Source organism: Jeotgalicoccus halotolerans (assembly GCF_003387165.1).
Taxonomy (GTDB): domain Bacteria; phylum Bacillota; class Bacilli; order Staphylococcales; family Salinicoccaceae; genus Jeotgalicoccus; species Jeotgalicoccus halotolerans.
This window is the reverse complement of sequence record NZ_QUMW01000009.1, coordinates 267961-292744: the sequence shown is the minus strand read 5'-3', so window position 1 is coordinate 292744 and position 24784 is coordinate 267961. Positions and strand designations below refer to the sequence as shown.

The 24784-nt window shown below is 45.5% G+C and carries 20 protein-coding genes and 2 tRNA genes; 1 reads left to right on the top strand and 21 read right to left on the bottom strand.

Annotated elements, in window-relative coordinates; genetic code table 11:
* Window positions 1-64: 64 nt before the first annotated feature.
* On the bottom strand, window positions 65-2773 hold the full coding sequence (gene acnA, locus DFR63_RS02705; RefSeq protein WP_115884732.1) for an aconitate hydratase AcnA: 2709 nt from the start codon (window positions 2771-2773) through the stop codon (window positions 65-67).
* Window positions 2774-3049: 276 nt separating this feature from the next.
* Between acnA and mscL the strand changes: the two genes are divergently transcribed.
* Complete coding sequence (gene mscL, locus DFR63_RS02700) at window positions 3050-3436, top strand: large conductance mechanosensitive channel protein MscL (RefSeq protein WP_115884203.1); 387 nt, start codon at window positions 3050-3052, stop codon at window positions 3434-3436.
* A gap of 381 nt (window positions 3437-3817) precedes the next feature.
* On the opposite strand, the gene DFR63_RS02695 is transcribed toward mscL, so the two are convergent.
* From DFR63_RS02695 to DFR63_RS02600, 20 genes are all read right to left on the bottom strand, one after another.
* Window positions 3818-5083 (bottom strand): bifunctional folylpolyglutamate synthase/dihydrofolate synthase, encoded by a 1266-nt coding sequence (locus DFR63_RS02695; RefSeq protein WP_115884202.1) that lies wholly within the window; start codon window positions 5081-5083, stop codon window positions 3818-3820.
* 3 nt (window positions 5084-5086) lie between these two features.
* The gene (locus tag DFR63_RS02690) at window positions 5087-7717 is read right to left on the bottom strand and encodes a valine--tRNA ligase (protein WP_115884201.1); all 2631 of its coding nucleotides are present in this window, start codon (window positions 7715-7717) and stop codon (window positions 5087-5089) included.
* Window positions 7718-8045: 328 nt separating this feature from the next.
* Window positions 8046-9107 carry an AbrB family transcriptional regulator gene (locus DFR63_RS02685; protein ID WP_115884200.1) on the bottom strand — a complete coding sequence of 354 codons (1062 nt, stop codon included), beginning with the start codon at window positions 9105-9107 and terminating at the stop codon, window positions 8046-8048.
* Window positions 9108-9682: 575 nt separating this feature from the next.
* On the bottom strand, window positions 9683-11122 hold the full coding sequence (locus DFR63_RS02680) for an MDR family MFS transporter (protein ID WP_115884199.1): 1440 nt from the start codon (window positions 11120-11122) through the stop codon (window positions 9683-9685).
* Between the two features lie 84 nt (window positions 11123-11206).
* Complete coding sequence (locus tag DFR63_RS02675; RefSeq protein WP_245954107.1) at window positions 11207-11722, bottom strand: c-type cytochrome; 516 nt, start codon at window positions 11720-11722, stop codon at window positions 11207-11209.
* Between the two features lie 75 nt (window positions 11723-11797).
* On the bottom strand, window positions 11798-13084 hold the full coding sequence (gene hemL, locus DFR63_RS02670; protein WP_115884198.1) for a glutamate-1-semialdehyde 2,1-aminomutase: 1287 nt from the start codon (window positions 13082-13084) through the stop codon (window positions 11798-11800).
* Between the two features lies 1 nt (window position 13085).
* Complete coding sequence (hemB, locus tag DFR63_RS02665) at window positions 13086-14066, bottom strand: porphobilinogen synthase (protein ID WP_115884197.1); 981 nt, start codon at window positions 14064-14066, stop codon at window positions 13086-13088.
* Window positions 14066-14764 carry a uroporphyrinogen-III synthase gene (locus DFR63_RS02660; RefSeq protein WP_115884196.1) on the bottom strand — a complete coding sequence of 233 codons (699 nt, stop codon included), beginning with the start codon at window positions 14762-14764 and terminating at the stop codon, window positions 14066-14068. The genes hemB and DFR63_RS02660 overlap by 1 nt, the downstream gene beginning before the upstream one ends.
* A complete protein-coding gene (gene hemC / locus DFR63_RS02655; RefSeq protein ID WP_115884195.1) occupies window positions 14742-15674 on the bottom strand; it encodes a hydroxymethylbilane synthase in 933 nt (310 codons plus the stop codon). Before hemC ends, DFR63_RS02660 begins: the two co-directional genes overlap by 23 nt.
* A 14-nt stretch (window positions 15675-15688) precedes the next feature.
* Window positions 15689-16513 (bottom strand): cytochrome c biogenesis protein CcsA, encoded by an 825-nt coding sequence (ccsA, locus tag DFR63_RS02650; RefSeq protein WP_115884194.1) that lies wholly within the window; start codon window positions 16511-16513, stop codon window positions 15689-15691.
* A gap of 15 nt (window positions 16514-16528) precedes the next feature.
* Window positions 16529-17875: a glutamyl-tRNA reductase gene (hemA, locus tag DFR63_RS02645; protein ID WP_115884193.1), complete on the bottom strand. Its 1347-nt coding sequence runs from the start codon at window positions 17873-17875 to the stop codon at window positions 16529-16531.
* Between the two features lie 102 nt (window positions 17876-17977).
* Window positions 17978-18565, bottom strand: coding sequence for a ribosome biogenesis GTP-binding protein YihA/YsxC (gene yihA, locus DFR63_RS02640; RefSeq protein ID WP_115884192.1), 588 nt, complete (start codon window positions 18563-18565; stop codon window positions 17978-17980).
* 48 nt (window positions 18566-18613) lie between these two features.
* Entirely contained in the window at window positions 18614-19870 is a 1257-nt protein-coding gene (clpX, locus tag DFR63_RS02635) for an ATP-dependent Clp protease ATP-binding subunit ClpX (protein WP_115884191.1), read from the bottom strand.
* Window positions 19871-20003: 133 nt separating this feature from the next.
* Entirely contained in the window at window positions 20004-21293 is a 1290-nt protein-coding gene (tig, locus tag DFR63_RS02630) for a trigger factor (RefSeq protein ID WP_115884190.1), read from the bottom strand.
* Between the two features lie 82 nt (window positions 21294-21375).
* Window positions 21376-22326, bottom strand: a complete 951-nt coding sequence (locus DFR63_RS02625) for a hypothetical protein (RefSeq protein ID WP_162842262.1) — start codon at window positions 22324-22326, stop codon at window positions 21376-21378.
* Complete coding sequence (locus DFR63_RS02620) at window positions 22307-22921, bottom strand: NUDIX domain-containing protein (protein ID WP_115884188.1); 615 nt, start codon at window positions 22919-22921, stop codon at window positions 22307-22309. Before DFR63_RS02620 ends, DFR63_RS02625 begins: the two co-directional genes overlap by 20 nt.
* Window positions 22922-23268: 347 nt before the next feature.
* Window positions 23269-23342, bottom strand: a tRNA-Arg gene (locus DFR63_RS02615).
* 239 nt (window positions 23343-23581) lie between these two features.
* Window positions 23582-23655, bottom strand: a tRNA-Arg gene (locus DFR63_RS02610).
* A gap of 82 nt (window positions 23656-23737) precedes the next feature.
* Window positions 23738-24277 (bottom strand): GNAT family N-acetyltransferase, encoded by a 540-nt coding sequence (locus tag DFR63_RS02605; RefSeq protein WP_115884187.1) that lies wholly within the window; start codon window positions 24275-24277, stop codon window positions 23738-23740.
* Between the two features lie 18 nt (window positions 24278-24295).
* The gene (locus DFR63_RS02600) at window positions 24296-24781 is read right to left on the bottom strand and encodes a metallophosphoesterase family protein (RefSeq protein WP_115884186.1); all 486 of its coding nucleotides are present in this window, start codon (window positions 24779-24781) and stop codon (window positions 24296-24298) included.
* Between the last annotated feature and the right edge of the window lie 3 nt (window positions 24782-24784).

Sequence of the window (24784 nt, the reverse complement as noted above, 5' to 3'; positions counted from 1 at the left end):
CTTAAAATATAAATCCATCAAAGCAGTGCTTTGATGGATTTTTCAAATCTGTTTTAAATTCTGCTTAAGCAGATGCAATCTTGTTGCGGAGAACCAGCTGCAGAATGCCGCCGTGTCTGTAGTAGTCTGCTTCTACTTCGGAGTCAAAGCGTACTTTAGCCTGGAAAGTGACTTGTTCGCCGTTTTCTTTCGTTGCAAGAACGTCGATGACTTCTCCTGCTGTCACACTTTCATCGATATTGATATCGAAGCTTTCAGAACCGTCAAGTCCGTGGTCTTCAGCGTTTTCACCGTTAACAAATTGTAATGGCAGAACACCCATCATTACTAAGTTTGAACGGTGGATACGTTCGTAGCTCGCAGCAAGGACTGCTTTAACGCCAAGGAGGTTCGTTCCTTTGGCTGCCCAGTCACGGCTTGAGCCCATACCGTAGTCGTCACCGGCTACAACCATCAGACCTGTGCCGTCTTCCTGGTATTTCTGCGATGCTTCGTAAATGCTCATTACGTCGCCTGTCGGCCAGTAAGTTGTATAGCCGCCTTCTGTACCCGGCGCAATCAGGTTGCGGATACGGATGTTGGCAAATGTACCGCGCACCATGACTTCGTGGTTACCGCGCCGTGAACCGTAAGAGTTAAAGTCGCGCGGTGATACGCCCTGCTCGATTAACCATTTACCTGCCGGCGTATCTTTACCGATCGCTCCTGCTGGTGAAATGTGGTCAGTCGTTACAGAGTCTCCAAATTTACCAAGTACACGGAGACCGTTTAACGGCTCGATTGTACCTGCTTCTTTAGATAAGTTCTGGAAGAATGACGGGTTTTGGATATATGTTGAGTTTTCATCGAAATCGTATAATGGTGCATCTGTAACTTCGATTTTGTTCCAGGTTTCGTTGGAATCGAATACTGTTTCGTATTCTTTTCTGAATAATTCAGGTGTTACTGTAGACATTACTGTGTCTCTGACTTCTTTGATTGAAGGCCAGATATCTTTCATGTACACATCATTGCCGTCTTTATCTTTTCCTAACGGCTCAGTGCGAAGGTCGATATCTACTGTACCTGCCAGTGCGTATGCCACAACAAGCTGAGGCGAAGCTAAGTAGTTCGCTTTCACGAGCGGATGGATACGTCCTTCAAAGTTACGGTTACCTGATAAAACAGATGATACGAGCATATCGTTATCAACGATTGTTTTCGTTACTTCAGGGCGTAATGGACCTGAGTTACCGATACATGTTGTACAGCCGTAACCAACTAAGTTGAAGCCAAGCTGGTCAAGGTAAGGCTGAAGACCTGCGTCTTCAAGGTAGCCTGTAACAACTTTAGAACCTGGCGCGAGTGACGTCTTAACGTACTTCGGCACAGTCAGTCCTTTTTCAACTGCTTTTTTAGCGATTAAACCGGCACCAAGCATAACGTACGGGTTAGATGTGTTGGTACATGATGTAATCGCAGCGATTACAAGGTCACCTGTTTTAAGCTCATCTTTGTCGCCGTCATTGTACTCTACAGTACCTGTTTTACCGAATTCTTCTTCAGTTAAGCCGTGGCCGTGGTTGCCGCTTTCAGCTGTTACTGATTTTCTGTATTCTTCTTTCATATCCGATAAGTTGATTAAGTCCTGAGGACGTTTTGGCCCTGCAAGTGATGATTCAACTGTAGATAAATCAAGCTCAACAACGTCAGTATAAGTCGGCTCAACTGATGGATCGAAGAAGAGATTGTTTTCTTTCAAGTATTCGCGGACAACGTCTACGTGGTTGCTGTCGCGCCCTGTCAGTCTTAAGTAATCGAGCGTTTCATCGTCAACTGCGAAGAATCCGCAAGTCGCACCGTATTCAGGCGCCATGTTTGCGATTGTTGCGCGGTCAGCAAGCGGTAATTCTGTTACCCCTTTACCAAAGAACTCAACGAATTTCCCGACAACGCCTTTCTTTCTAAGCTCTTCAGTTACTCTTAGAGCGAGGTCAGTTGCAGTTGTACCTTCAGGTAATGAGTTAGTCATCTTCACACCGATAACTTCCGGAACCGGGAAGTATGAAGGCTGTCCAAGCATACCTGCTTCAGCTTCGATACCGCCGACACCCCAGCCGAGAACGCCGAGACCGTTGATCATTGTCGTGTGTGAGTCAGTACCCACTAATGTATCCGGATAAAGTACCTGTTCGCCGCCTTCTTCTCTTGAGTGTACTACATTTGCAAGGTACTCAAGGTTCACCTGGTGAACGATACCTGTCGCTGGCGGAACAGCCTGATAGTTGTCAAAAGCTTTAGTTGCCCAGCGCAGAAACTCATAACGCTCCATGTTGCGCTCGAACTCGAGATCCATGTTTTTCTGCAAGGCATTTAAGCTGCCGTATTCATCAACCTGCACCGAGTGGTCAATCACTAAGTCAACCGGTACTTCCGGGTTAATTTTCTGAACGTCGCCTCCGACATCATCCATAGCTTTACGCAGTGATGCAAGGTCAACTACCGCAGGAACCCCTGTAAAGTCCTGAAGAATAACGCGGGAAGGTTTAAACGGAACTTCTTTACCTTTAATCTCCCCTTTATCCCAGTTTGCCAATGCTTCAATGTGGTCATCATTGATGACTCTGCCATCGTACTGTCTTAATACTGATTCAAGTAATACACGAATTGAATACGGCAGGTTTTCAGATTTGCTCATTCCTTTGTCTGCAAGCGACTGCAGGCTGTAATAAGTATAATCTTTACCATTTACCGATAATGTCTGACGAGAATTGTCTTTCACATTCTTTGACATCATTAAAAGCCCCCTCTAAATTTAGTCATCCTAATTGTATACTTACTCCGAAGCTAAAGTAAATGCTTTCAGAAAAATTAGTGATATGAATAAGCTTGTGATATGGATAACCTTTATTTATCTTTAATTATAACATTCATAACTAAACATTATTAATAAAATGCTTGCTTTTGTCGTGTTAAGATATTATTAAAATGTAAAATCACACTTGTAATCAGTGTGTTTTCATGTAGTATAATAAAAAGTTACTATTTCAAACACACAGGAGGTCATATTATGTGGCAGGAATTTAAAGACTTTATGCTGCGCGGCAATGTTTTAGATCTGGCAGTCGCAGTAGTCATCGGTGCAGCATTCGGTAAAATCGTTCAGGCGCTCGTTGAAAACATTATTATGCCGTTAATCGCTTTAATTTTCGGCGATACTGATTTCGCATCAGACTGGGTATACATGGGAATTACTTATGGTGTATTTATTCAGGCAATTATCGACTTCATCATCATCGGTGCTGCTGTATTCGTATTTGTTAAAGTCGTTAACAAATTAACTCGAAACAAATTTGTTGAAGAAGAAGTTGAAGACGAACAGTTAGTTCTATTACGCGAAATGAGAGATTCCTTAAAAGGTATGGAAGACAGCAAAAAAGATAGTACTGGTTTATAATTTTTGAAGAGCACATGGTGTGCTCTTTTTTTGTGGGGTTATTTTCTTGCGAGGCTCATGACTAGGTATTTGGCGATGCATAGGCATGAGGCTGCTTCATGTCTACGCATTTGCTGTTGCATAGGCGTGAGGCTGCTTCATATATACGTATTTGTCCATGCATAGGCGTGAGCGGCTGTCATGTACACGTATTTACTGTTGCATAGGCGTGACGGGGCGTCATGTATACGTATTTGCTGTTGCATAGGCGTGAGCGGCTGTCATGTATACGTATTTGTCCATGCATAGTCGTGACCGCTTCTCATGTATATCCGCATCTCCCAAAAACCTCCCCAGCAAGAAAAAAACAGCAGAGGCCCCCGCCCCTGCTGCTTAAAAGTCTTATTCTTCTCTTAATCCTTTTTTCACTTCACTGATAAAGTACAGGCTGCCCGTTACCAGCAGCAGGTCTCCCTCAAAATTCTTCACATAGTCTATATAATCTTTCACGAAGTGTTTATCCGGATGATCAATGGCATTAAACAGCACTTCCCCGTCTTCTGCTTTAAAGAAGTCGAATTCTGTTACATTGAAAGTGTCCGCGAGCATACCAATTTTGGATACCATCGTATCGAGCGGCTTGCCTTTGACTGCGGAGAACAGCACGGTGATCTTCTTGTCGCCGTAATTCGACCGCATCGTCTCCACTAGAGCGTCCACCGCTTCATTGTTGTGCGCACCGTCTAAAATAATAAGCGGATCTTCGCTGATTCTCTCAATCCGGCCGGTCCAGAAGGTTTTCTCCACACCCTGGACCATCTTGTTGACGTCGAGTTTGACTAGATCGCGCTCCATCATTTCTAAGAGGGCTGCAATCGCAATCGAGGCGTTTTCCTGCTGGTGGCGGCCGAGCATTTCCAGCTTAATATCGTCAAAGTCAAATTTGCCGTATTTAAAGCTGAATTCCTCACCGTTTTCCGTCAGAATAATGTCCCTTGAGAATTCGATGCCTTTGGCGTTCTTCTCATCCAGCACTTTATAAATATAGTCGCGGCATGTATCGTCTTTGACGTTAAAGACGAGCGGAATATTTTCTTTAATGACGCCGGACTTATCTTTAGTAATGTCTAAGAGCGTATCACCGAGAATATCAATATGATCAAGACCGATGCTGGTGAGGAGCGTCATGACTGGACTAAAGACATTGGTCGAGTCATGGGTAGCACCAAGCCCTGCTTCCACCAGCACGTAATCCACCGGATGCACGTTGCCGAAGTAGACGAACATCATCATTGTAATAATCTCAAATTCCGTGGCGTTGCCGAGATCGGTTTCTTCGATCATGCGCTCCGACACCGGGCGCACGAGGTTAGCTAAAAGCGCGATATCTTCATCTGAAATCGGCTGGCCGTCAATCGAAATGCGTTCGTTGAAGACTTCGATATAAGGAGACGTAAAGCTCCCGACTGTATAGCCGTTTTCATTCAGTGCACTCCTCATATAAGACAGCGTCGAGCCCTTGCCGTTAGTGCCGACAATGTGAACGCCTGTAATTTTTCTCTCAGGATGGTCTAACTCCCCGAGCATCCATTCCATACGCTTCACACCGGGCTTAATGCCAAATTTCGTCCGTTCGTGTATCCACTTCAGACTGTCCTGATAATCCATCGGCTATTCCACACCTCTCAAGCTCTTAAGGCGCGCCTCAACTTCTTCATACTGCGCCTCGTAGCCCGCTTGTTTTTTACGTTCTTCTTCAACGATTGCATCCGGCGCATTGCTGACAAATTTCTCATTGTTCAGCTTGCCTGCCACGCGTTTTAACTCAGACTGAAGGCGGTCCAGTTCCTTTTCAAGACGCGCGATTTCTTCTTCTTTGTTGATAAGTCCAGCGAGCGGCAGGACAACGGTTGCCCCTTTTACAACGTCTGTCTTATCATCGTCACCTTTGTCGATTGATGCAGAAATAGTTAAGTGTTCCGGGTTTGTAAAGCGCTCGATGTAATGCTTGTTGCGCTCAACCGCAGCCCGTCTCGCATCGTCTTTTACTTCCAGTTTAATATCGATCGGTTTCGATAACGGCGTGTTGACTTCATTGCGTGTCGTTCTGACTGATTTAATAATATTTACGAGCAGTTCCATTTCAGCCGACGCATCGTCAAAGCTTAAAGCTTCATCGACAACCGGCCAGTCGCTCACGACAATCGATGTTTCTTTGTTGATTGTCTGATAAATTTCATCCGTTACGAACGGCATGAACGGGTGCAGCATTTTCAGAATTTTATCGAGTGTATATAAGAGCACTGAACGCGTCATCTGTTTCTCTTCGTCCGTTCCGTGAGTCATCGGCACCTTGGCCATCTCGATATACCAGTCACAGAAGTCATCCCAGATGAAGTTGTAGAGCGCACGGCCGACTTCACCGAACTCATAGTCTTCAGACAGGCGGGTTACATCTGCGATTGTCTCGTTAAGACGGGTCAGAATCCACTTGTCAGCAAGCGATTTATCGCCCTCTAAATTAATATCTTCAAGTGTAAAGTCTTCACCGATATTCATCAGTGCAAAGCGCGAGGCATTCCAGATCTTGTTGATAAAGTTCCAGACACTCTCCACTTTTTCGTCACTGTAGCGGAGGTCCTGCCCCGGCGTTGAACCCGTTGACAGGAAGTAGCGGAGCGCATCCGCACCGTACTTGTCGATAACATCCATCGGGTCAACCCCGTTGCCGAGTGATTTCGACATCTTGCGGTTCTGTTCATCGCGGACCAGGCCGTGCAGAAGCACATCGTCAAACGGTTTTTCACCGGTCTGCTCGAGAGATGAGAAGATCATACGCGCGACCCAGAAGAAGATGATGTCGTAACCCGTCACCAGCACATTGGTCGGGAAGTATTTAGCAAGGTCAGGCGTTTCTTCCGGCCAGCCCATGGTAGAAAACGGCCAGAGCGCGCTTGAGAACCATGTATCGAGGACATCTTCGTCCTGCGTCCAGTTGTCACTGTCTTCCGGCGCTTCCTCACCGACGTAAATTTCACCTGTTTCCTTGTGATACCAGGCAGGAATCTGGTGGCCCCACCATAACTGGCGTGAAATAACCCAGTCGCGGATGTTTTCCATCCAGCCGTTAAAGGTGTGCTCAAAACGGTTCGGCACAAAGTCGATGCGGTTATCCGTGTTCTGGTTGTCGAGACTCTTTTTGGCGAGCGGCTTCATGCTGACGAACCACTGCGTCGACAAATACGGTTCAACGATAGCGTTCGAGCGCTCAGAGTGGCCGACAGAGTGCACATGCGCTTCAATTTTCAGCATATAGCCCTCATCTTCAAGGTCACTGACCAGCTGCTTGCGGCAGTCGAAACGGTCGAGCCCTTCATACTTGCCTCCGAGTTCGTTAATGACACCGTTCGGATGCATCACATTAATGCGTTCAAGATCGTGGCGGTTACCGATTTCAAAATCATTCGGGTCGTGCGCCGGTGTCACTTTCATAGCACCGGAACCGAAATCTTTATCCACGTAAGAATCCGCAATAATCGGCAGTTCGCGGCCGATAATCGGCAGAGTAACCGTCTTGCCGATAAAGTCCTGATAGCGTTCGTCATCCGGGTGAACAACAACCGCTGTATCTCCGAGCATAGTCTCAGGACGCGTCGTTGCGATTTCAAGGTAGCCCGAACCGTCAGTCAGCGGATATTTGACGTGATAGAACTTGCCTTCAATATCCTTGTGAATCACTTCGATATCACTGAGCGCTGTCTCGGTTTCCGGGTCCCAGTTAATAATATACTCGCCGCGGTAAATTAAACCTTTGTTATACATATCAACGAATACTTTACGTACGGCTTTTGACAGGCCTGAATCGAGTGTAAAGCGCTCTTTATCGTAATCGAGACCGAGGCCCATTTTTGCCCACTGTTCGCGGATATGAGACGCATACTCCTCTTTCCAGTTCCAGGCGTGCTCTAAAAACTTCTCGCGGCCGATGTCAGATGCTTTAATGCCGGCTTCACGAAGGCGCGCGTCTACCTTAGCCTGCGTGGCAATTCCCGCATGGTCCATCCCCGGCAGATACAGTACATCGTAGCCCTGCATGCGCTTCATGCGCGTAATAATATCCTGCAGCGTCGTATCCCAGGCATGGCCTAGGTGCAGCTTCCCTGTCACGTTCGGCGGCGGAATGACGATGGAAAACGGTTCTTTACTGCTTGTGACATCAGATTTAAATAAGCCTCGTTTTACCCAATTCTCATACTTGCCTTTTTCAACTTCAGCCGGATTATACTTTTTCGGCATTTCCATATCGATCACTCCTCATTATTTTAAAAACAAAAAAACTCCAGTCCAGTAATAGGACGGGAGTTCCGCGGTGCCACCTAAATTCAGGCCTTAAGCCTGCATCTCAACTTGGCGATTAACGCTCACCGCACGTTTTGAGCTAGTCACTCCTATTGGAGCGTTCACACAAAACTTATCATAGCTACCTTCACAGTATGCACCGGTAAACTTTCACCACTATCGTTTACTCTCTTTGACGCCTGCATACAGCTACTCTTCTACGTTTCTCATATTTATATAAGTTAATAGTATGCGACTTTTAAAAAACTGTCAAGATTGAAGTCGGCCTCCGTTACTGCGTGCGTTTTCTGTTCAGATATTTTAAATAATAGCCGACAATCGGCACAACGACGATAATGATAAAGAATATCCTGAAGATATGATAACTCGAAATCATTGCGATATTACCGCCCGTTTCAATCGCTATAACGATAATCTGCCCAAGCCCGCCCGGTGCGGCACTTAAGAAGAGGTCGTTAAACTGATGCACTGTAAACAGCTGGAAGATAAAGACGATAAACATGGTGCCGAAGATAAGAATCAGATTCTGCAGGAGAATCGAAAATATCAGGCGCTTGTTCAGCTGTGTCATCAGGGAAGCAATCTGCAGTCCGATCCGGATACCGAAGAGGATCTGCGCAATATTAATAAAAACAAGATCCAGCGAAAACTCAATGCCTGTCGTTAAGTTCCATATAATTAAGACGATAATCGGTCCGAGCATTAAGCTTGCCGGGAAGTTTATCTTCTGAAGAAGGAAAATCATCGCAAAGGCAGCGACGGGAATAATCAGCATTTCAGGTATAAAAATCGTTGAGATGTAATCGACCGCGACAGGCTCCGCCCCGATTTCAGAAGACGGCTGGAAGAGTCCTGAAACAAAAGGCACAATCAGCACGATTAAAATAATCCGCGACATCTGAGTGAGCGTCACGAGCAGAATATCCGCCCGCTTCTCCTCCTCTGCCATAATCAGCATCTGGGAGAGGGCTCCAGGCACTGAAGCGAGAATTGCCGTTTCCGGCGTACTGCCGGTCAGGTAGATAAACAGCCGGGACAAGGCGAGACTGAGTAAAAGAACGAGAATGGTCATAAGAAAAATATTAAATAAATCATCGCGCATGTCCATTAAAGCATCGAGCGTCAGAGTGGAGCCGATTTCGACTGCCATAATCGCGACCCCGAGATCACCGAGCCAGCGCGGGAAAAACAACTCGCGGCGGACCAGCCGGATGTAGAGAATTGTCGCAATCATCGAACCGAAGAGCCACGGCAAAATCATGCCGAGTGCGGATAAGCCCGTTGAAATCAGGGCCGCCGCAGCGACGAGCAGCAGGAAACGAAGTACTTTCATAAAATCACCTTATCTATTCAAGTGTCATCTATAATAATAACTTATATTACGCTCGATATAAAGTAAGTTGCTTTTTACACTTATGCGAGGTGCGGGCGGTGATGTACCTGGGATTGGCTGCGGTTAATCTTGAGTACGACGGGGACTCCGTGTCGTACTTGAAGCCGTTTATTTTATCAAAAGTCTATTAGACAAGTATTATATTGACACAATACCCTCATTCTTCATTAATACTCGCTGTGCTTACGCCCGGTTAACAACGGGGAAATGCCGTTGTCATTCCAAGCCACCCGATTAACAACGGGAAAATGCCGTTGTTATCCGAAGCCTCCCGGTTAACAACGGGAAAACGCCGCTGCCATCCCAAGCTGTCTGGTTTACAACGGGGAAATGCCGTTGTTATTCCTAGCCACCCGATTAACAACGGGGAAATGCCGTTGTTATCCCAAGCCTCCCGGTTAACAACGGGAAAACGCCGTTGTTATCCCAAGCCTCCCGATTAACAACGGGAAAACGCCGTTGTCATCCGAAGCCATCCGCCTCCCCTCACTCCCGTAATCTTTATCACACAAACACTAGCTATCCTCGTTTCCTTTATCGCTCACAACTCTTTCCTGCTCTTTTAAGAAGAAGGCAAATATCAGACCGATGACTGCGAGCACTGCCGAGGCGATAAAGGTATAATTAACGCCCGTGATTTCGTCGGCAGGAGACGGGCCGCCAGCGGAGCCGCCGGAGACATTGAACGCAACGCCCGTCATAATCGTAATAAAGAGTGCGGTGAAAAGCGACCCGCCGATCTGGCGCATCGTATTGTTCAGCGATGTGCCGTGGGAGATCATGTGATTTTCGAGCGCATTCATGGCGTAAGTTGTTAATGCCATCATGGACAGACCGACGCCGAGCAGGCGCACAGTATAAACAATCGTGATATAGGTGAATGTTGTTTCAACTGTCAAAAAGGACAGCAGCACAGAGGTCGCTAAAATCAAGAAGAGACTGGTAAAGGTCAGAATCCGGATGCCGTAGCGGTCAAACAGCCAGCCGGCGACGAGCGACATAATTCCCATCACAAGCGCACCCGGCAAAAGTGACAGCCCGGATTGAAAGGCAGTGAAGCCGAGCATATCCTGCATTAAGACCGGGACGATATTGTTGGCACTGACCATCGAGACGAAAACGATAATCCCGATCAGCGAGGCCATAAGAAAGTACGGATTAGCTAAAACCCGGATTTCAAGTATCGGCTGAACCAAAATAAACTGTCTGCGGACAAAGAGGCCGACGATCACGAGGCCGCCAAGAATCGGCACGATCACCTCTAAGCTCATCCAGCCGCTGACTCCGGCGACTGAGAAGCCGTACAGTAAACCGCCAAAACCTAAAGTGGACATAACAATCGACAGGATGTCGACTTTCGGATTGGTCTGTTCTGTAACGTTCCGCATATAAAAATACGCAAAGACGATATTCAGTGCTGCGAGCGGCGCAATAATAATAAAGAGGGAGCGCCACGGCCAGAATTCTACGATGTAGCCTGACAAAGTCGGTCCGATAGCCGGCGCAAAACCGATAATCAATCCGAACAGTCCCATCGCTTTTCCTCTGTTTTCAACGTCAAACATCTGCAGGAGAATGACCTGGGATAAGGGCATCATAATACCCGCGCCTCCGGCCTGCAGAATGCGCCCTGTGAGCAGTACAGGAAATACCGTCGACAGTGCTGCAACTACCGTGCCTGCTGTAAATAACATCATCGCGGTCATATACAATTTCCGCGTCGTAAACTTATTAATTAGAAATGCGGATATCGGAATCATAATCCCGTTCACTAAAAAGAAGCCCGTCGTCAGCCACTGGGCGGTGCTGAATGGAATATTCAAATCTTTCATAATGACAGGCACCGCCGTCACCAGCAGCGTCTGATTTAAAATCGAAATAAAAGCACCGACAATTAATATGGCAATGACCAGATTGCGCGCCTTTAAATTTCCTCTTTCCTTCGTGTTATTCATAGTTCCAGTCACCTGCCCTAAGTTTGTTTATATATAGAAAAAGACAAACTCATACAATACGAGTTTGTCTTTTTATCTCAAATATTATTGTTCACCAAAGAACTCATAAAGTGCAGTCAGCTCATCGTCAGCAATCTGATCTTCACTGAAAGCAGGCATTGAACCCTGGCCTTCGCGGACGGTTGATGTAAACTCATCTTCAGCAAGGCTTGTACCTGCTAAAGCTGGACCCATTGCACCTGAAAAGTCCTGACCGTGACATGATGCACAGTTATCGCGTGCGATTCCTTCAGCATCAACATCTCCGCTTGATGCAGTTTCTTCGCCGCCTTCTTCAGAAGATTCTTCGCCTTCACTGCCGCCCGACTCTTCTCCTGAATCCGCTGTTTCTTCAGTTTCGGATTCTTCTTCGGAAGCAGTATCACCGCCGCCGCTGCCTAAGTGGAAAATAAGTAAAGGAACGATTAAGAAAACGATAATCACAGGTACTAACCAGTAAAGGTGTACTGTGCCTTTAGTTTTGTCAGACGGATTTTTTTCGATGTAGCGAGGCTGGCCATCGACTTTTGTTCCGCGTGGACGTTTTTTGTTATCACTCATTATGTCTACCCCCCATTTATACTATCACTCACTATTATACACATAATCTATAAGTCATGAAGTACAAAATTTAAATTATTTACCCGTAACTTTACTTAATGCCTTATCAAACGCATTAATTGTCGTCTCGATGTCTGCTTCAGTATGTTTTGTGGACAAGAACATACCTTCAAACTGGGACGGCGGCAGGTAAACTCCTTCGTCTAAGAGGGCCTGGTACATCGCTCTGAATAGTTCCAGGTCACTTGTATTTGCACTGTCGAAGTCAGTCACCGGGCCTTCAGTCAGGAAGAAACCGATCATTGAACCTGCACGGTTAACCGTAATCGGCTGATCGTGCTTGGCAAATACTTTTTTCAGTCCCGCTTCAAGCTGGTCTGCGAGCTTGCCGAAGTAGTCATAGCTTTCTTCAGTCAGCTGGCTGAGCGTTGCGAGTCCCGCGCTCATAGCGAGCGGGTTGCCGGAAAGCGTTCCAGCCTGATAAATATCACCGCTTGGTGCGATACGTTCCATAATTTCTTTTTTACCGCCGTAAGCACCGACCGGCAGGCCGCCGCCGATGACTTTACCGAGACATGTTAAGTCCGGTGTAATGCCGAAGTAGCCCTGTGCTGAGTTGTAGCCGACACGGAAGCCGGTCATCACTTCATCGAAGATTAACAGCGTATTATTTTTTTCTGTAAGATCGCGCACGAATTGAAGATAGCCTTCAACCGGCGGCACGACACCCATGTTGCCTGCAACAGGTTCCATGATCACAGCTGCGATATCATCGCCGAATTTATCGAATGCTTCTGTTAAGCTTGCTTCATCGTTGTAAGGGACAGTAATCGTGTTTTTCGCAGTCCCTTCAGGTACGCCCGGAGAGTCCGGCAGACCGAGTGTCGCAACACCGGAACCTGCTTTAATTAAAAGTGAGTCACTGTGGCCGTGGTAGCAGCCTTCGAATTTAAGTATTTTGCTTTTGCCTGTATAACCGCGGGCGAGACGCAGGGCTGCGAGCGTTGCTTCAGTCCCTGACGATACCATGCGGACCATTTCGATGGACGGCACGCGTTCCATAACAAGTTCAGCCATAGTCGTTTCAAGTTCTGTCGGCGCACCGAAAGATGTGCCTTTAACCGCAGCGTCCTGGACGCTTTTTACGACTTTATCGTCTGCGTGGCCTAAAATTAAAGGCCCGAAGCTGAGCGAGTAGTCGATAAATTCATTGCCGTCGACGTCGTAGAGACGGGCACCCTTCGCGTGGTCGATAAAGAGCGGGTGGTCGGCGACTGATCTAAAGGCGCGGGCCGGAGAGTTAACGCCGCCGGGCATCACTTTAACCGCTTCATCGTAGAGTTCTTTTGACTTGTTATACATCCTAAATCTCTCCCTTATTAATTTTTTCCGCAAGCTCTTTTGCGAAATAAGTAATAATCATATCTGCGCCTGCACGCTTCATGGAAATCATCTGTTCTGCGATTACTTCTTCATCAACGAGGCCGAGGTCAATCGCAGTCCGTGTCATCGCATACTCACCGCTCACGTTGTAGGCGATAATCGGCAAGTTGGAATTGTTGCGCACATCGCGGATAATATCGAGATAAGACAGCGCGGGTTTAACGATCATCATATCCGCACCTTCCAGCACATCACTTTCTAATTCACGGAGCGCTTCAAGACGGTTGGCCGGATCCATCTGGTAAGTGCGGCGGTCGCCGAAGGACGGTGTCGATTCCGCAGCATCCCTGAACGGACCGTAAAATTTAGATGCATATTTAATACCGTAGCTCATAATCGGAATATGAGAGAAACCTGCCTGATCGAGTCCACGGCGAATTTCCGCGACAAAACCGTCCATCATATTGCTTGGTGCAATAATATCAGCGCCCGCCTTCGCTTGCGATACCGCAGTCTGTACAAGGAGAGGCAGTGACGCGTCATTGTCGACATCTTCTGTAACGGGATTGATCAAGCCGCAGTGGCCGTGGTCAGTATATTCACACAGGCACGTATCCAGTATAACGAGCAGTTCCGGGTAATGCTCTTTCGACAGGCGGCATGCTTCCTGGACGATGCCGTGATCGTGGTAGGCGCCTGTGCCTTCTGCATCTTTTTCATTCGGAATACCGAAGAAAATAACGCTTTTAATGCCAAGTGCCACCACTTCATCCAGCTCTTCTTTAAGCAGGTTCAATGAAATCTGGTATACACCTTTCATCGATGACACTTCCTGTTTTACGTCCGGTTTTTCAACGACAAAAATCGGATAGATTAAATCATCTTTTGATAGTTTCGTTTCGCGCACCATATCGCGCATAAAACCGCTTTGTCTTAAACGGCGGTGTCTGTCAAAATTCATTATTGAATACTCTCCTTAATAAAATTAATCATATGTCCGAGTGTTTCATGCTCCGGTTTTGAAGCAGTTAAGCCGTACTTGTTTAAACGCGTTTCGGTCACGTGGCCGATTGCGATAAAATGAATATCTTTAAGTTCCTCTTTAGTAAAATTGCCCATAAGACTTTCTACTGCAGACGGCGATGACAAGGTTAAATAATCGATGGTGCCGAGATTGTCCCTGATTCTCTCAATAGACCCTTCATGAACTTTCGGGTAATACAGTTCGATTTCAGTAACGTCAGCACCTCTGTCCCTCATGTAATCGCGCATCAGCGGCCGCTTTTGGCTGCTCGCGGGATAGAGTATTTTATCGCCGGGATGAATCGTGCATTCTTCGATAAAGCCTTCCTGCGTATACGTCGACGGTTCAAAGTCCACATCGATGCCGTGCATGTTCAACGCTTCCGTCGTCTTCGCGCCGATGCTCGAGATTTTATCCGCCTGCACCTCTTTAAAATACGGCAGAAAATGCTTCACCGTGTTTTTACTCGTCATAACGAGCCAGGTATACTGCGTCTTTAAGACATCAGTGTCAAAAGGCAGACTTTCAGTCGTAATGAGCGGGGCGTGGACGAGAGTTAAGTCGTCGTCCGGCGCCTCTTCAAAGGTTGACTGCGTGACATAAACCACCGGTTTACTTGCCGGCATTGGTCTCATTAATCATATCTATAATCTCTTTGGCACCGGCTTTTTCCATTTCGTCCGCCACAAGGTTACCGAGTTTTACAGGGTCTTCATGCGATTTTTTAACGACATAGCGTTCGCTGCCGTCTTCAGACATAATTAAGCCTGTTAAATATAATTCTCCGTCTTCAAGCGTTGCATAACCGCCGATTGGCACCTGGCAGCTGCCGTCCATGCGTTTTAAGAAAGTGCGTTCAGCTGTAGTGCACGTTGCATCATCTTCAGAATGCACGGATGCCAGCATATCAATCAGTTCTTTGTCATCCTCGCGCACTTCAATGCCGAGTGCTCCCTGGGCAATCGCCGGGATGAACTCTTCCGGATCAAAGTATTCTGTTACGATGCTGTCGCTCCAGCCCATGCGTTTCAGTCCTGCAGCTGCAAGCAGAATCGCATCGTACTCGCCCGCTTCCATTTTTTTAATGCGCGTGTCGATATTTCCTCTGACCCAGTTGACAGTAATGTCATCGCGCATAGAGAGCAGCTGGGCGCCGCGGCGGAGACTTGACGTGCCGACAACGCTTCCTTTCGGCAGGTCTTTAAATAAGACTTTGTTATTCGATAAAAATGCATCGCGCATATCTTCGCGCTCAGGCACACAGGCAATAGTAAACCCTTCCGGCAGTTCGCTCGGTACGTCTTTTAAACTGTGGATGGCCATATCGATTTCTTTATTTTTCAGTGCTTCTTCGATTTCTTTAACAAAGAGCCCCTTGCCGCCGACTTTCGATAATTGTACATCGACGATGCGGTCTCCTTTAGTAACGATTTCTTTTATTTCAATTTCAGCTTCCGGATAGGTCGCTTCAAGCTTCTTTATAAACTGCTTCGACTGCGTTAAAGCAAGACCGCTCCGGCGTGAACCAACAATAATTTTTCTCATATTTTATACTCTCCTTAAAGTGACCAGAAATGAAAATTGGATATTTCTGAAAGAATTAAATAATTCAGCATGACCAGCACAAAAATTGCGATGCTGGAGACGGCAAACTTAGCCGTATCGGCTTTAAATTTAACCATTGTTAAAATGATGCTGTACATAATAATAACACACACGGTGCCGATAACTTTCGGGTCGTAGAGAACAGAAGGGCCGATAATCTGAAGTCCCCAGACGATTCCTATTATAATACTTATACTCATTAAAATCACACCGATAAAGGTCAGTCTGAGCATTACTTTTTCGGCCGTGCCGATACTGAACAGCGAAAAGAAACTTCTATTAAACTTTTTCTCTTTTAAATTGCGGCGCTGAATTAAGTATATAACGGCGTTCAGCATACCGATAAAGAAGACGACATAAGCGAGCAGCGCACTGCCCACATGGACGACTAAAAGTTCGTTGACAATTTCAAGCGTCAGCGCCGTTGAGCTGAAGTTCAGCGACGAAAATGTATAAATCGTCATTAAAAATATAGTAATCATTAAGTAAAACAGCAGGATAAATTCCGATTTCGTCTTTATAAAATGAATAATTCCGACAATGATCAGTATCAGACTTAAGCTGAAGATACTTTCAGCGAGTGTCAGAATCGGAATTCTGCCAAGCTGGACCCCAAGCTGCACTACCGACAAAAAGTGCAGTATAACAGCAGGAGTCAGCACATACAGAGAAGCCTTTCTGACTTGTCGATTTCTTAAAAACAAATCATATGACAGTGCAGAAAGGCTGATAAAGTATAACAATAATATAATTTCTTGAACGCGGAACATCATATCCATAAGATATCCACCTTGCTAATTAAGGTTAAGCTGTTCTTTTCTTGCTTGCAGTTTTTCTTTCTGTTGGGAGTTCGAAACCTCACGCTGAGCTTCGACTTCTTCTTCGATGTGGAACATCGCCATAATATCTTCAAGTTTTTCATCGCGTTTTTTGTCGCCGGCGATTTCTTTCGTAAAGATAATCGGGTCTCTCAGCATCTGATTAATAATACTCTTCATATGTTTTGAGATCACCGTGCGCTCGCGGTCGGACATATCCGGCAGCTTGCGCTCTAATGATTCCAGCGTCTGATCGTGAATATTCAGCGACTTCGTGCGCATTGCCTGGATCACAGGCACGACACCCTGCACGTTCAGCCACTCTTCGAATTCCGCTGTCGTGCCGTCGATCATCGCCATAATCTTCTCTGCTTCTTCTTCGCGTGAAGCGAGGTTAGCGTCGACTAAGCCCTGCAGATCGTCGACATTGTACATATATACATTGCCGCTCGAATCAATGGCAGGATCGATGTCTCTCGGCAGCGCGATATCAATCAGAATCAGCGGTGAAGTGCCTCTTGTTTTATTGACCTCATCGATCATATCTTTTTTAATGACATAATCCGGTGACGATGTGCTTGAAATAACGATATCCGCTTCTTTTAATTCAGACTCCAGGGCGTGCAGGTTCTCTGCACGGCCGTTAAAGCGCACAGCAAGCTCTTCCGCTTTTTCCAGCGAGCGGTTTAAAACGACAACATCTTCGATGCCGTTTGATGTTAAATTCAAGAGTGATTCTTCGGCCATTTCGCCTGCGCCGATAACGAGCACCCGGCTCTTTTTAACGTTCGCAAAGATGCGTTTAGCCAGTTCCACCGCAGCATAAGAAATCGATACTGCATTTTTCGAAATATCGGTTTCATTATGACCGCGTTTCGCAACAGTGATTGCTTCTTTAAACAGCTTATTAAAGATAGTCCCTGTCGTATGCTCTTCTTGGGCTGTTAAAAACGCGTCTCTGATTTGTCCGAGAATCTGCGTTTCGCCGAGCACCATAGAATCGAGTCCGGCGGTTACTTTAAACAGATGAGATACAGCCTCATCTGCCACTTTTATATCCGTCAGCTGCTTAATTTTTTCGTAATCAACATCGAACCAGTCCGCGAGAAATTTTCTGGAATAATACGCCCCCGTATGTTCCTGGTCACTCACGACATAAAGTTCCGTGCGGTTGCACGTCGACAGCAGCGCCGCTTCCAAAATACTCTTCTGCTCGCGCAGCTTATGCAGCGCTTCAACGACTTCATCGTCCTGGAAGGTCACCTGCTCACGCTCTTCCACACCGGTATTTTTATAATTTAGACTTAATGCAATAATATGCACTATAATGCCCCCTCAAAACTAATCCGCACATATTTCTAAAAATGCGCGAGTTTACCTGTTCCCTATTTATACTAATTATAAATTAGATAGATATCAAGCAATCTAGACAAACTTTTGTAAAGCTGTCATAATTTCAGGCAATTTCACTTTATCTACAGATGAAAATGGGAAAATCTGGTCTTCCGGTTCCATCTCAAGCTCTCTTTTAATAACGCTGATATGCTTTTGTATTTTGCCGCGGGCAATCTTATCCGATTTCGTTGCCACGATAATGACCGGCAGCTCGTAATATTTTAAGAAATCATACATTGCGATATCATCATTTGTCGGCGGATGGCGGAGATCGATCAGCTGCACAACACACGATAAAGTTTCGCGGTTTTTAAGATAGCCTTCAATCATGCCGCCCCACTTTTCGCGTTCGGATTTAGACTGCTTCGCATATCCGTAGCCCGGCACGTCGACGAAGACAAACTTGTTGTCCGCATTATAAAAGTTGAGCGTAATCGTTTTACCCGGTTTTGAAGAAGTCCGCGCCACACCTTTTCTGCCGCAGATTGCATTGATAAATGAAGATTTGCCGACGTTAGAGCGTCCGCTTAAAGCAATCTCTTTTAGACCTGTTTCAGGATACTGCTCTTTAGATACTGCAGAAATTATAATATCTACATTGCTTGGATTAATTTTCATCTTGTCACTTCCTTTAAAAAAGGCTGTCGCAATGACAGCCTCTAGTCTTTATGCACTTTTCTGGTCTGCTGTAATTTCGTTGCCTTCTGCATCGTAAATCAGCGGATCTTTTTCATCGATAATCGTTTCCCGTGTAATAACGACTTTCTTAATATCATCATTTGAAGGAACTTTAAACATAATGTCCACCATGCGCTCTTCGATAATAGAGCGCAGTCCTCGGGCACCTGTCTTACGTTCAATAGCAAGTTCACTGATTGCATCGAGTGAATCTTCTTCAAAAATCAGTTCAACGTCGTCGATTGCCATCATTCTCGTATACTGTTTAACTAGCGCATTTTTCGGCTCTGTTAAAATAGATTTCAAAGCGTCGACATCGAGTTCTTCGAGATAGCTGATAATCGGTACACGGCCGATAAATTCAGGAATCAGGCCGTAGCTCTGAAGGTCGTCCGGACGGACTTTCGCCATCAGCGCATCCTTGTCGGACAAGTCCTCAGTCGCGCCGCCGAAGCCGATTACCTTGTCGCCGAGACGGCGTTTAATGATGTCTTCCATACCGTCGAAGGCACCGCCGAGAATAAACAGGATATTCGTCGTATCGATCTGGATAGACTCCTGGTTCGGGTGCTTGCGTCCGCCCTGCGGCGGCACGCTTGCTGTTGTGCCTTCAAGGATTTTAAGAAGGGCCTGCTGGACACCTTCACCGGATACGTCTCTTGTAATTGAAGTATTCTCGCTCTTGCGCGCGATTTTATCGATTTCATCGACATAAATAATACCTTGTTCCGCGCGTTCAACATCGAAGTCCGCTGCCTGGATTAAACGGAGAAGAATATTCTCAACATCGTCACCGACATAACCCGCTTCAGTCAGGCTCGTCGCATCCGCAATCGCAAACGGCACGTTCAAGGAGCGTGCAAGTGTTTGGGCAAGCAGTGTTTTACCGCTCCCTGTCGGACCGATTAAAGCGATGTTGCTCTTCGCAATTTCAACTTCATCTTCGCCCGTATTGTTAATGCGTTTGTAGTGGTTGTAGACAGCAACGCTGAGTGCGCGTTTAGCATTCAGCTGGCCGATTACATACTCATCAAGAGACTCTAAAATCTCCTGAGGCTTCGGAATATAATCGAAAACTGCAGTCGTATCCATCTTCAGTTCTTCTTCTATAATTTCATAGCAGAGCTCGATACATTCGTTACAAATATATACGCCGCTGCCGGCTATAAGTTTTTTGACCTGTTCCTGATCTTTACCGCAGAAAGAGCAGGTTAAGTCTGTATCATCTTCGTTAAATTTAAACATTTATACACACCTCATTATATACTTCCAATAAAATATACTAGAAAATCTATCTTAAATCAATTGAGCTGCATATTGATGAAAAGCTCTACACTAGACGTGCAGAGCTTTTCATGTATGTGGTTCAATTAATAGATTACTCAGCTTTTTTACGGTTGTCTACCAATACGTTTAAAGCTTTTTGGATTTTAACATCTTCTTTAAGCATCTCAGCGTCGCCAAGTGCTTTCTTAACATCATCTAAAGGCATACCGAATTGTTCAGCTAAACGGCTGAGTTCAGCATCTGTATCTTCGTCAGTTACTTCGATGTTTTCCTCTTCAGCGATTTGTCTTAACGTTAAGTTAGTACGTACGCGTTTCAGAGCATCTTCTTTCATCTGTTCGCGGAGGGCATTTTCGTCCTGACCTGACAGCTGTGTGTAAAGTTCGAGGTTTAATCCCTGCTGTGATAAGTTCTGCTCGAATTCCTGAAGCATACGGTCAGTTTCAGTGTCCACCATTGCATCCGGTACATCGATCTCAGCGTTGTCAGCAGCTTTAGCTACTAAGCTTTCTTTTAATGTGACTTCGTAGTCGTTTTCTTTTTGAGCTTTCACTTCATCTTTAAGGGCAGCTTTTAACTCGTCGACAGTTTTAGCGTCGCGGTTTTCAAGTTCAGATACGAACTCGTCTGTTAATTCCGGTGTTTCTTTTTGTTTAAGCGAGTTCACTTTAACTTGGAATACAGCTTCCTTACCAGCTAACTCTTCAGCGTGGTACTCTTCAGGGAAAGTAACATTAATATCTTTCTCTTCGCCGATTTCCATGCCGACCATCTGCTCTTCAAAGCCCGGGATAAATGAGTTTGAACCGACTTCGATTTCGTAGTCGTGAGCGTGTCCGCCTTCGAAAGCTTCGCCGTCAACGAATCCGTGGAAGTCGATAGTAGCGATGTCACCTTCTTCAACAGTACCTTCTTCTTTAACAACTAAATCAGAGTACTCAGTCAGGATGTGATCGATTTGGTGATCAACTTCTTCATCAGTCACGTCAGTATCGATTTCTTCACCTTCAAGGTTTTTGTATTCGCCAAGTTTAACTTCAGGCTCAACTGTAACAGTTGCTTTAAGAATAACATCTTTACCTTTTTCAATCTGTTCAACATCCACATCAGGCTGAGCAACCGGTGTAATACCAGCTTCGTCAACAGCTTTCGCGTAGTTTTCAGGCAACAGAATGTCTAAAGCATCCTGGTAAAGAGATTCTACACCGAAACGTTTTTCAAACATTTGACGAGGTACTTTACCTTTTCTGAATCCAGGCATGTTAATGTCCTTAGAAACTTTTTTAAATGCTTCATCTAAAGCAGTGTTTAATTCTTCAGCTGGAATTGTAATTGTTAAAATTCCTTCGTTACCTTCTTGTTTTTCCCATGTTTGAGACATAATACATTTTCCTCCATTAAGTCGTTTTTTTCAATTAACCTGTATATTATAACACATACAAATATTGATTCAAATGATTGATTTACAGCGAATTCTCTGCGATCTCGCGTTCGATTTCACCGAGCCAGTGTTTGACTTTAGCGTCCGCTTCGTAAGATTCGGGCATGCCGAGCATTTCTTCAATACGTTCACAGTAAGCTTTCACTGCCGCTTCAGCCGTAAAATCAGGCTGCACCGGATACATATATATCGCGTGCCCCATAAGGAGCTCTGCCGCAGCCTCGGTAAAGGACGGGTTGAACTGTTCAACTTCATCCAGCACCTTCGGCAGGACATCCTTAACGATAAAATACTCTTCCAGACTGCCGAGCTCTGCCGGCTGCACCGTCATCTTCACACCGCATTTCTCAAAGGTTAGCGTACCATTAGAACGTACGCTTCGCAAATATAAAAGCATAGCGGTCTTAAGCTCGTTGCGTTTTATCTCGCTGAAAACTTCCGTTATGAGATTCGCATAGGTTATATCGTGCGCTGCCGTAATCTTTTCCACAAATTCAAGCTGCTGAAACAGGTTGAATTTATCGAATTCCTCTTTAGAAATGACCGGTTCCTGGTCGCTCAGCATTCCGCGGAGTTTGTTGGCTGCATTTTGTCTCAAGGACAAAATATCGATGCGGAAACTTTGAGGAATCGGCTCTTCGAGCAGGTGGCCGGAAAACTCCAGCACCTCTTCGTAATTGCCCATATCGGATAACGCCTGCAGCATATACACCATATGCGTTTCGTAATTGCCGTCGCCGTTGTTCATCTGTTCAAGAGAATAATCAACGAGCTCCCCCGGACGTTTCGACCGGAGCAGCGTTTCATAGAGCATCTCTTCAGCATGCTCTGACGGTTCTGCGAGATTCGTGTACTTAGAAAACGTTGACAGAAAACGCGCGTCATCACCTGCATCAAAATAAGCTTTCAGATCGCGTTCGAACTTCTTAATAAATCTGTGGTGTGTCGCAACCTTATTGTCCATAAGCATCACGGATAATCAGTTCACTCCACGATTCGTACGGAGACATCGTTTCGAGGATATCGTTTTTAACCCATTCAAGTGCAATGGTGTCTTCTTCTTTATTAATAATTTTATCTTTTTCAACATCGATTTTTAAAACGAGACCGATATGAACTTTGCCGACTTCGTTATCGTCATCGTTGATTAAGCCGTGAATTTCAATGTTTCTCACGTCGTCAGCACTCAAGCCGACTTCCTCTTCAAGCTCGCGCGCAGCGTTGACGCGGAGCTTGCCGTTGATATTCTCTTCAGACTCCACATCATTCATATGGCCGCCGACCCCGATCGAAAGAAGACCATGTAGGCGCGCCTCGCCGCCGCCGTCAAGACGTTTGTAGACAAGCGTTTCGTCACTGCTGGTAATAATGCAGTAGCTGATCAGCTGCTTGTAGTTCGGATCCTCTTCCATATCGCCGCGGCGCTTCACTTCAAAATTGCCGAATGACTTCACGATTTCCTTGTAGCGGTTGTCGTCTTTAGAAATAAAGCCGTTAAAAGCATGCGCTTCTCCATTAAATAATGTGTCGCGTTTTACTACTAATATCTGTTCATCAAATTTACTCATGTATAATCTCCTCGCAGGGTGAATCTTTCTATTTGTCTGGTAATAAAAAAACTCTCTAAAAGCATTTAGAGAGTTTTAAGATGTTTATATGGTTAAACAAGAGCAGAAATAAACTTTCCACTCCCCTAATTGTGCCGCCGGTAAAATCATCACCGGCACGACACACGTCTGACACGAATAAACAGCATTCCCCAAAGTTATTCGGTTGTCTCTCGAGATGTAATTGTAGACGAATCACGGATAATATTCAAGGGAGAGATAAAAACCCTTAGCTTGAATAACTTCACATGTATAAAAATAAGTTTATGGAAAAACACAGGCTATTCATTGTCAAACTGTTTTAGTAACGTCCCAGGCGGGAGTCGAACCCGCGGCCTGCGCCTTAGGAGGGCGCTGCTCTATCCAGCTGAGCTACCGGGACATAGTTTAATAATATTTATATTATAACAGACTTTCACTCCATTTTGAGCTCTATATTCTGTATCATCCTTATGTACATTTTTTTCAGTCTTTAGACGTCTTTCTCTACCTGAAAGTACATACCCGCTGCTCATAAAATATACACCATTATTAATGATAGTGTATATTTACGCTTTTAACATTCATATAAAAAAGTAAGCTCCTGCACCTTTTCCGATGCGGGAGCTTACTAAACATTGACGTCCTGGGAGGGATTCGAACCCCCGACCGATGCCTTAGAAGGGCATTGCTCTATCCAGCTGAGCTACCAGGACTTAATTAACACAATAGTTATTATAACCAGAGCGCATAGTGAAAGTCAATGCATTTTTTGGTTTTTTTAATATAATGTTAATTTTACGTTAACCACTCTGTTTTTAAGAGACGATAAAGCGCGCAGTCATGGTAATGGTCGTATAAAAATTCATAATCCTTCATAACCGCTTCCTGGGTAAAATTCAGCCGTTCCGGAATTTTTCTGCTTTTTATATTTTCTGTTCCCGCTATAATTTCTATCCGGTGCAGACCGATTTCCTGAAAGCCGTAATTGACTAATCCTTCTACAGCTTTTGACATCGTTCCTGTACCAGTATATTTTTCAGCGAGCCAGTAGCCAATCTGACCTCGCCTGCTCAGTCCGTCAATAGTGTTGAAACCGCAAGTGCCTGCGAGCTCTCCCTGATAATACACTCCGAGCGTTAAGGCCGACCGGGCATCGTTCGTTTCAATCCACTCTTTGATAATCGGTCCGTACTGCTCCGGCGTCTTCATAAAGTCCACCCAGGGCAGCCATTCACGAAGCTGGGCTCTGTTCTCATCAATCAGGTTAAACATTTCTTTTCGTTCATTTACCTGAACCTGTTTCAGTTCCAGGTCTTCATTAATTTTGATTTTCATGCTGCAAATCCCCCTTTTTTAGCTGCCGAGGTTAAATTCATCCATCAGCTTATGCTTCCGGCTGTAGTACGAGGCGATTTGTGTATCCGTGTCGATGACTAAATAGCTTTCCGGATACTCATTTCTTGAAGACGTAATGCTGCCGGGGTTTATCGCGTAAACGCCATTGATTTTCTCGATTTTAGCTACATGGGAATGCCCGTACAGCGCATATTTCGCGCCTGTTTCCGCTGCTTTTTCCGCGAGGGTACGACGGTCAGATTTAATGCCGAACAGATGACCGTGCGTATAAAACATGCCTGCTTCTTCTAAAAGTCCCGTTTCAGGATAAGTATCATCGCGGTCAGTATTGCCAAGAACACGCAGAAATTTTTCCATTTCCGGATCGTCATATGGAAATTCACTGTCGCCGAGATGAATGGCCGCGTCGGGTTTTACCGTGTCATACACTTCAGTTAAAATATTTCTTTCACTGTGATTGTCGCTAATGACTAAAACTCTCATCTG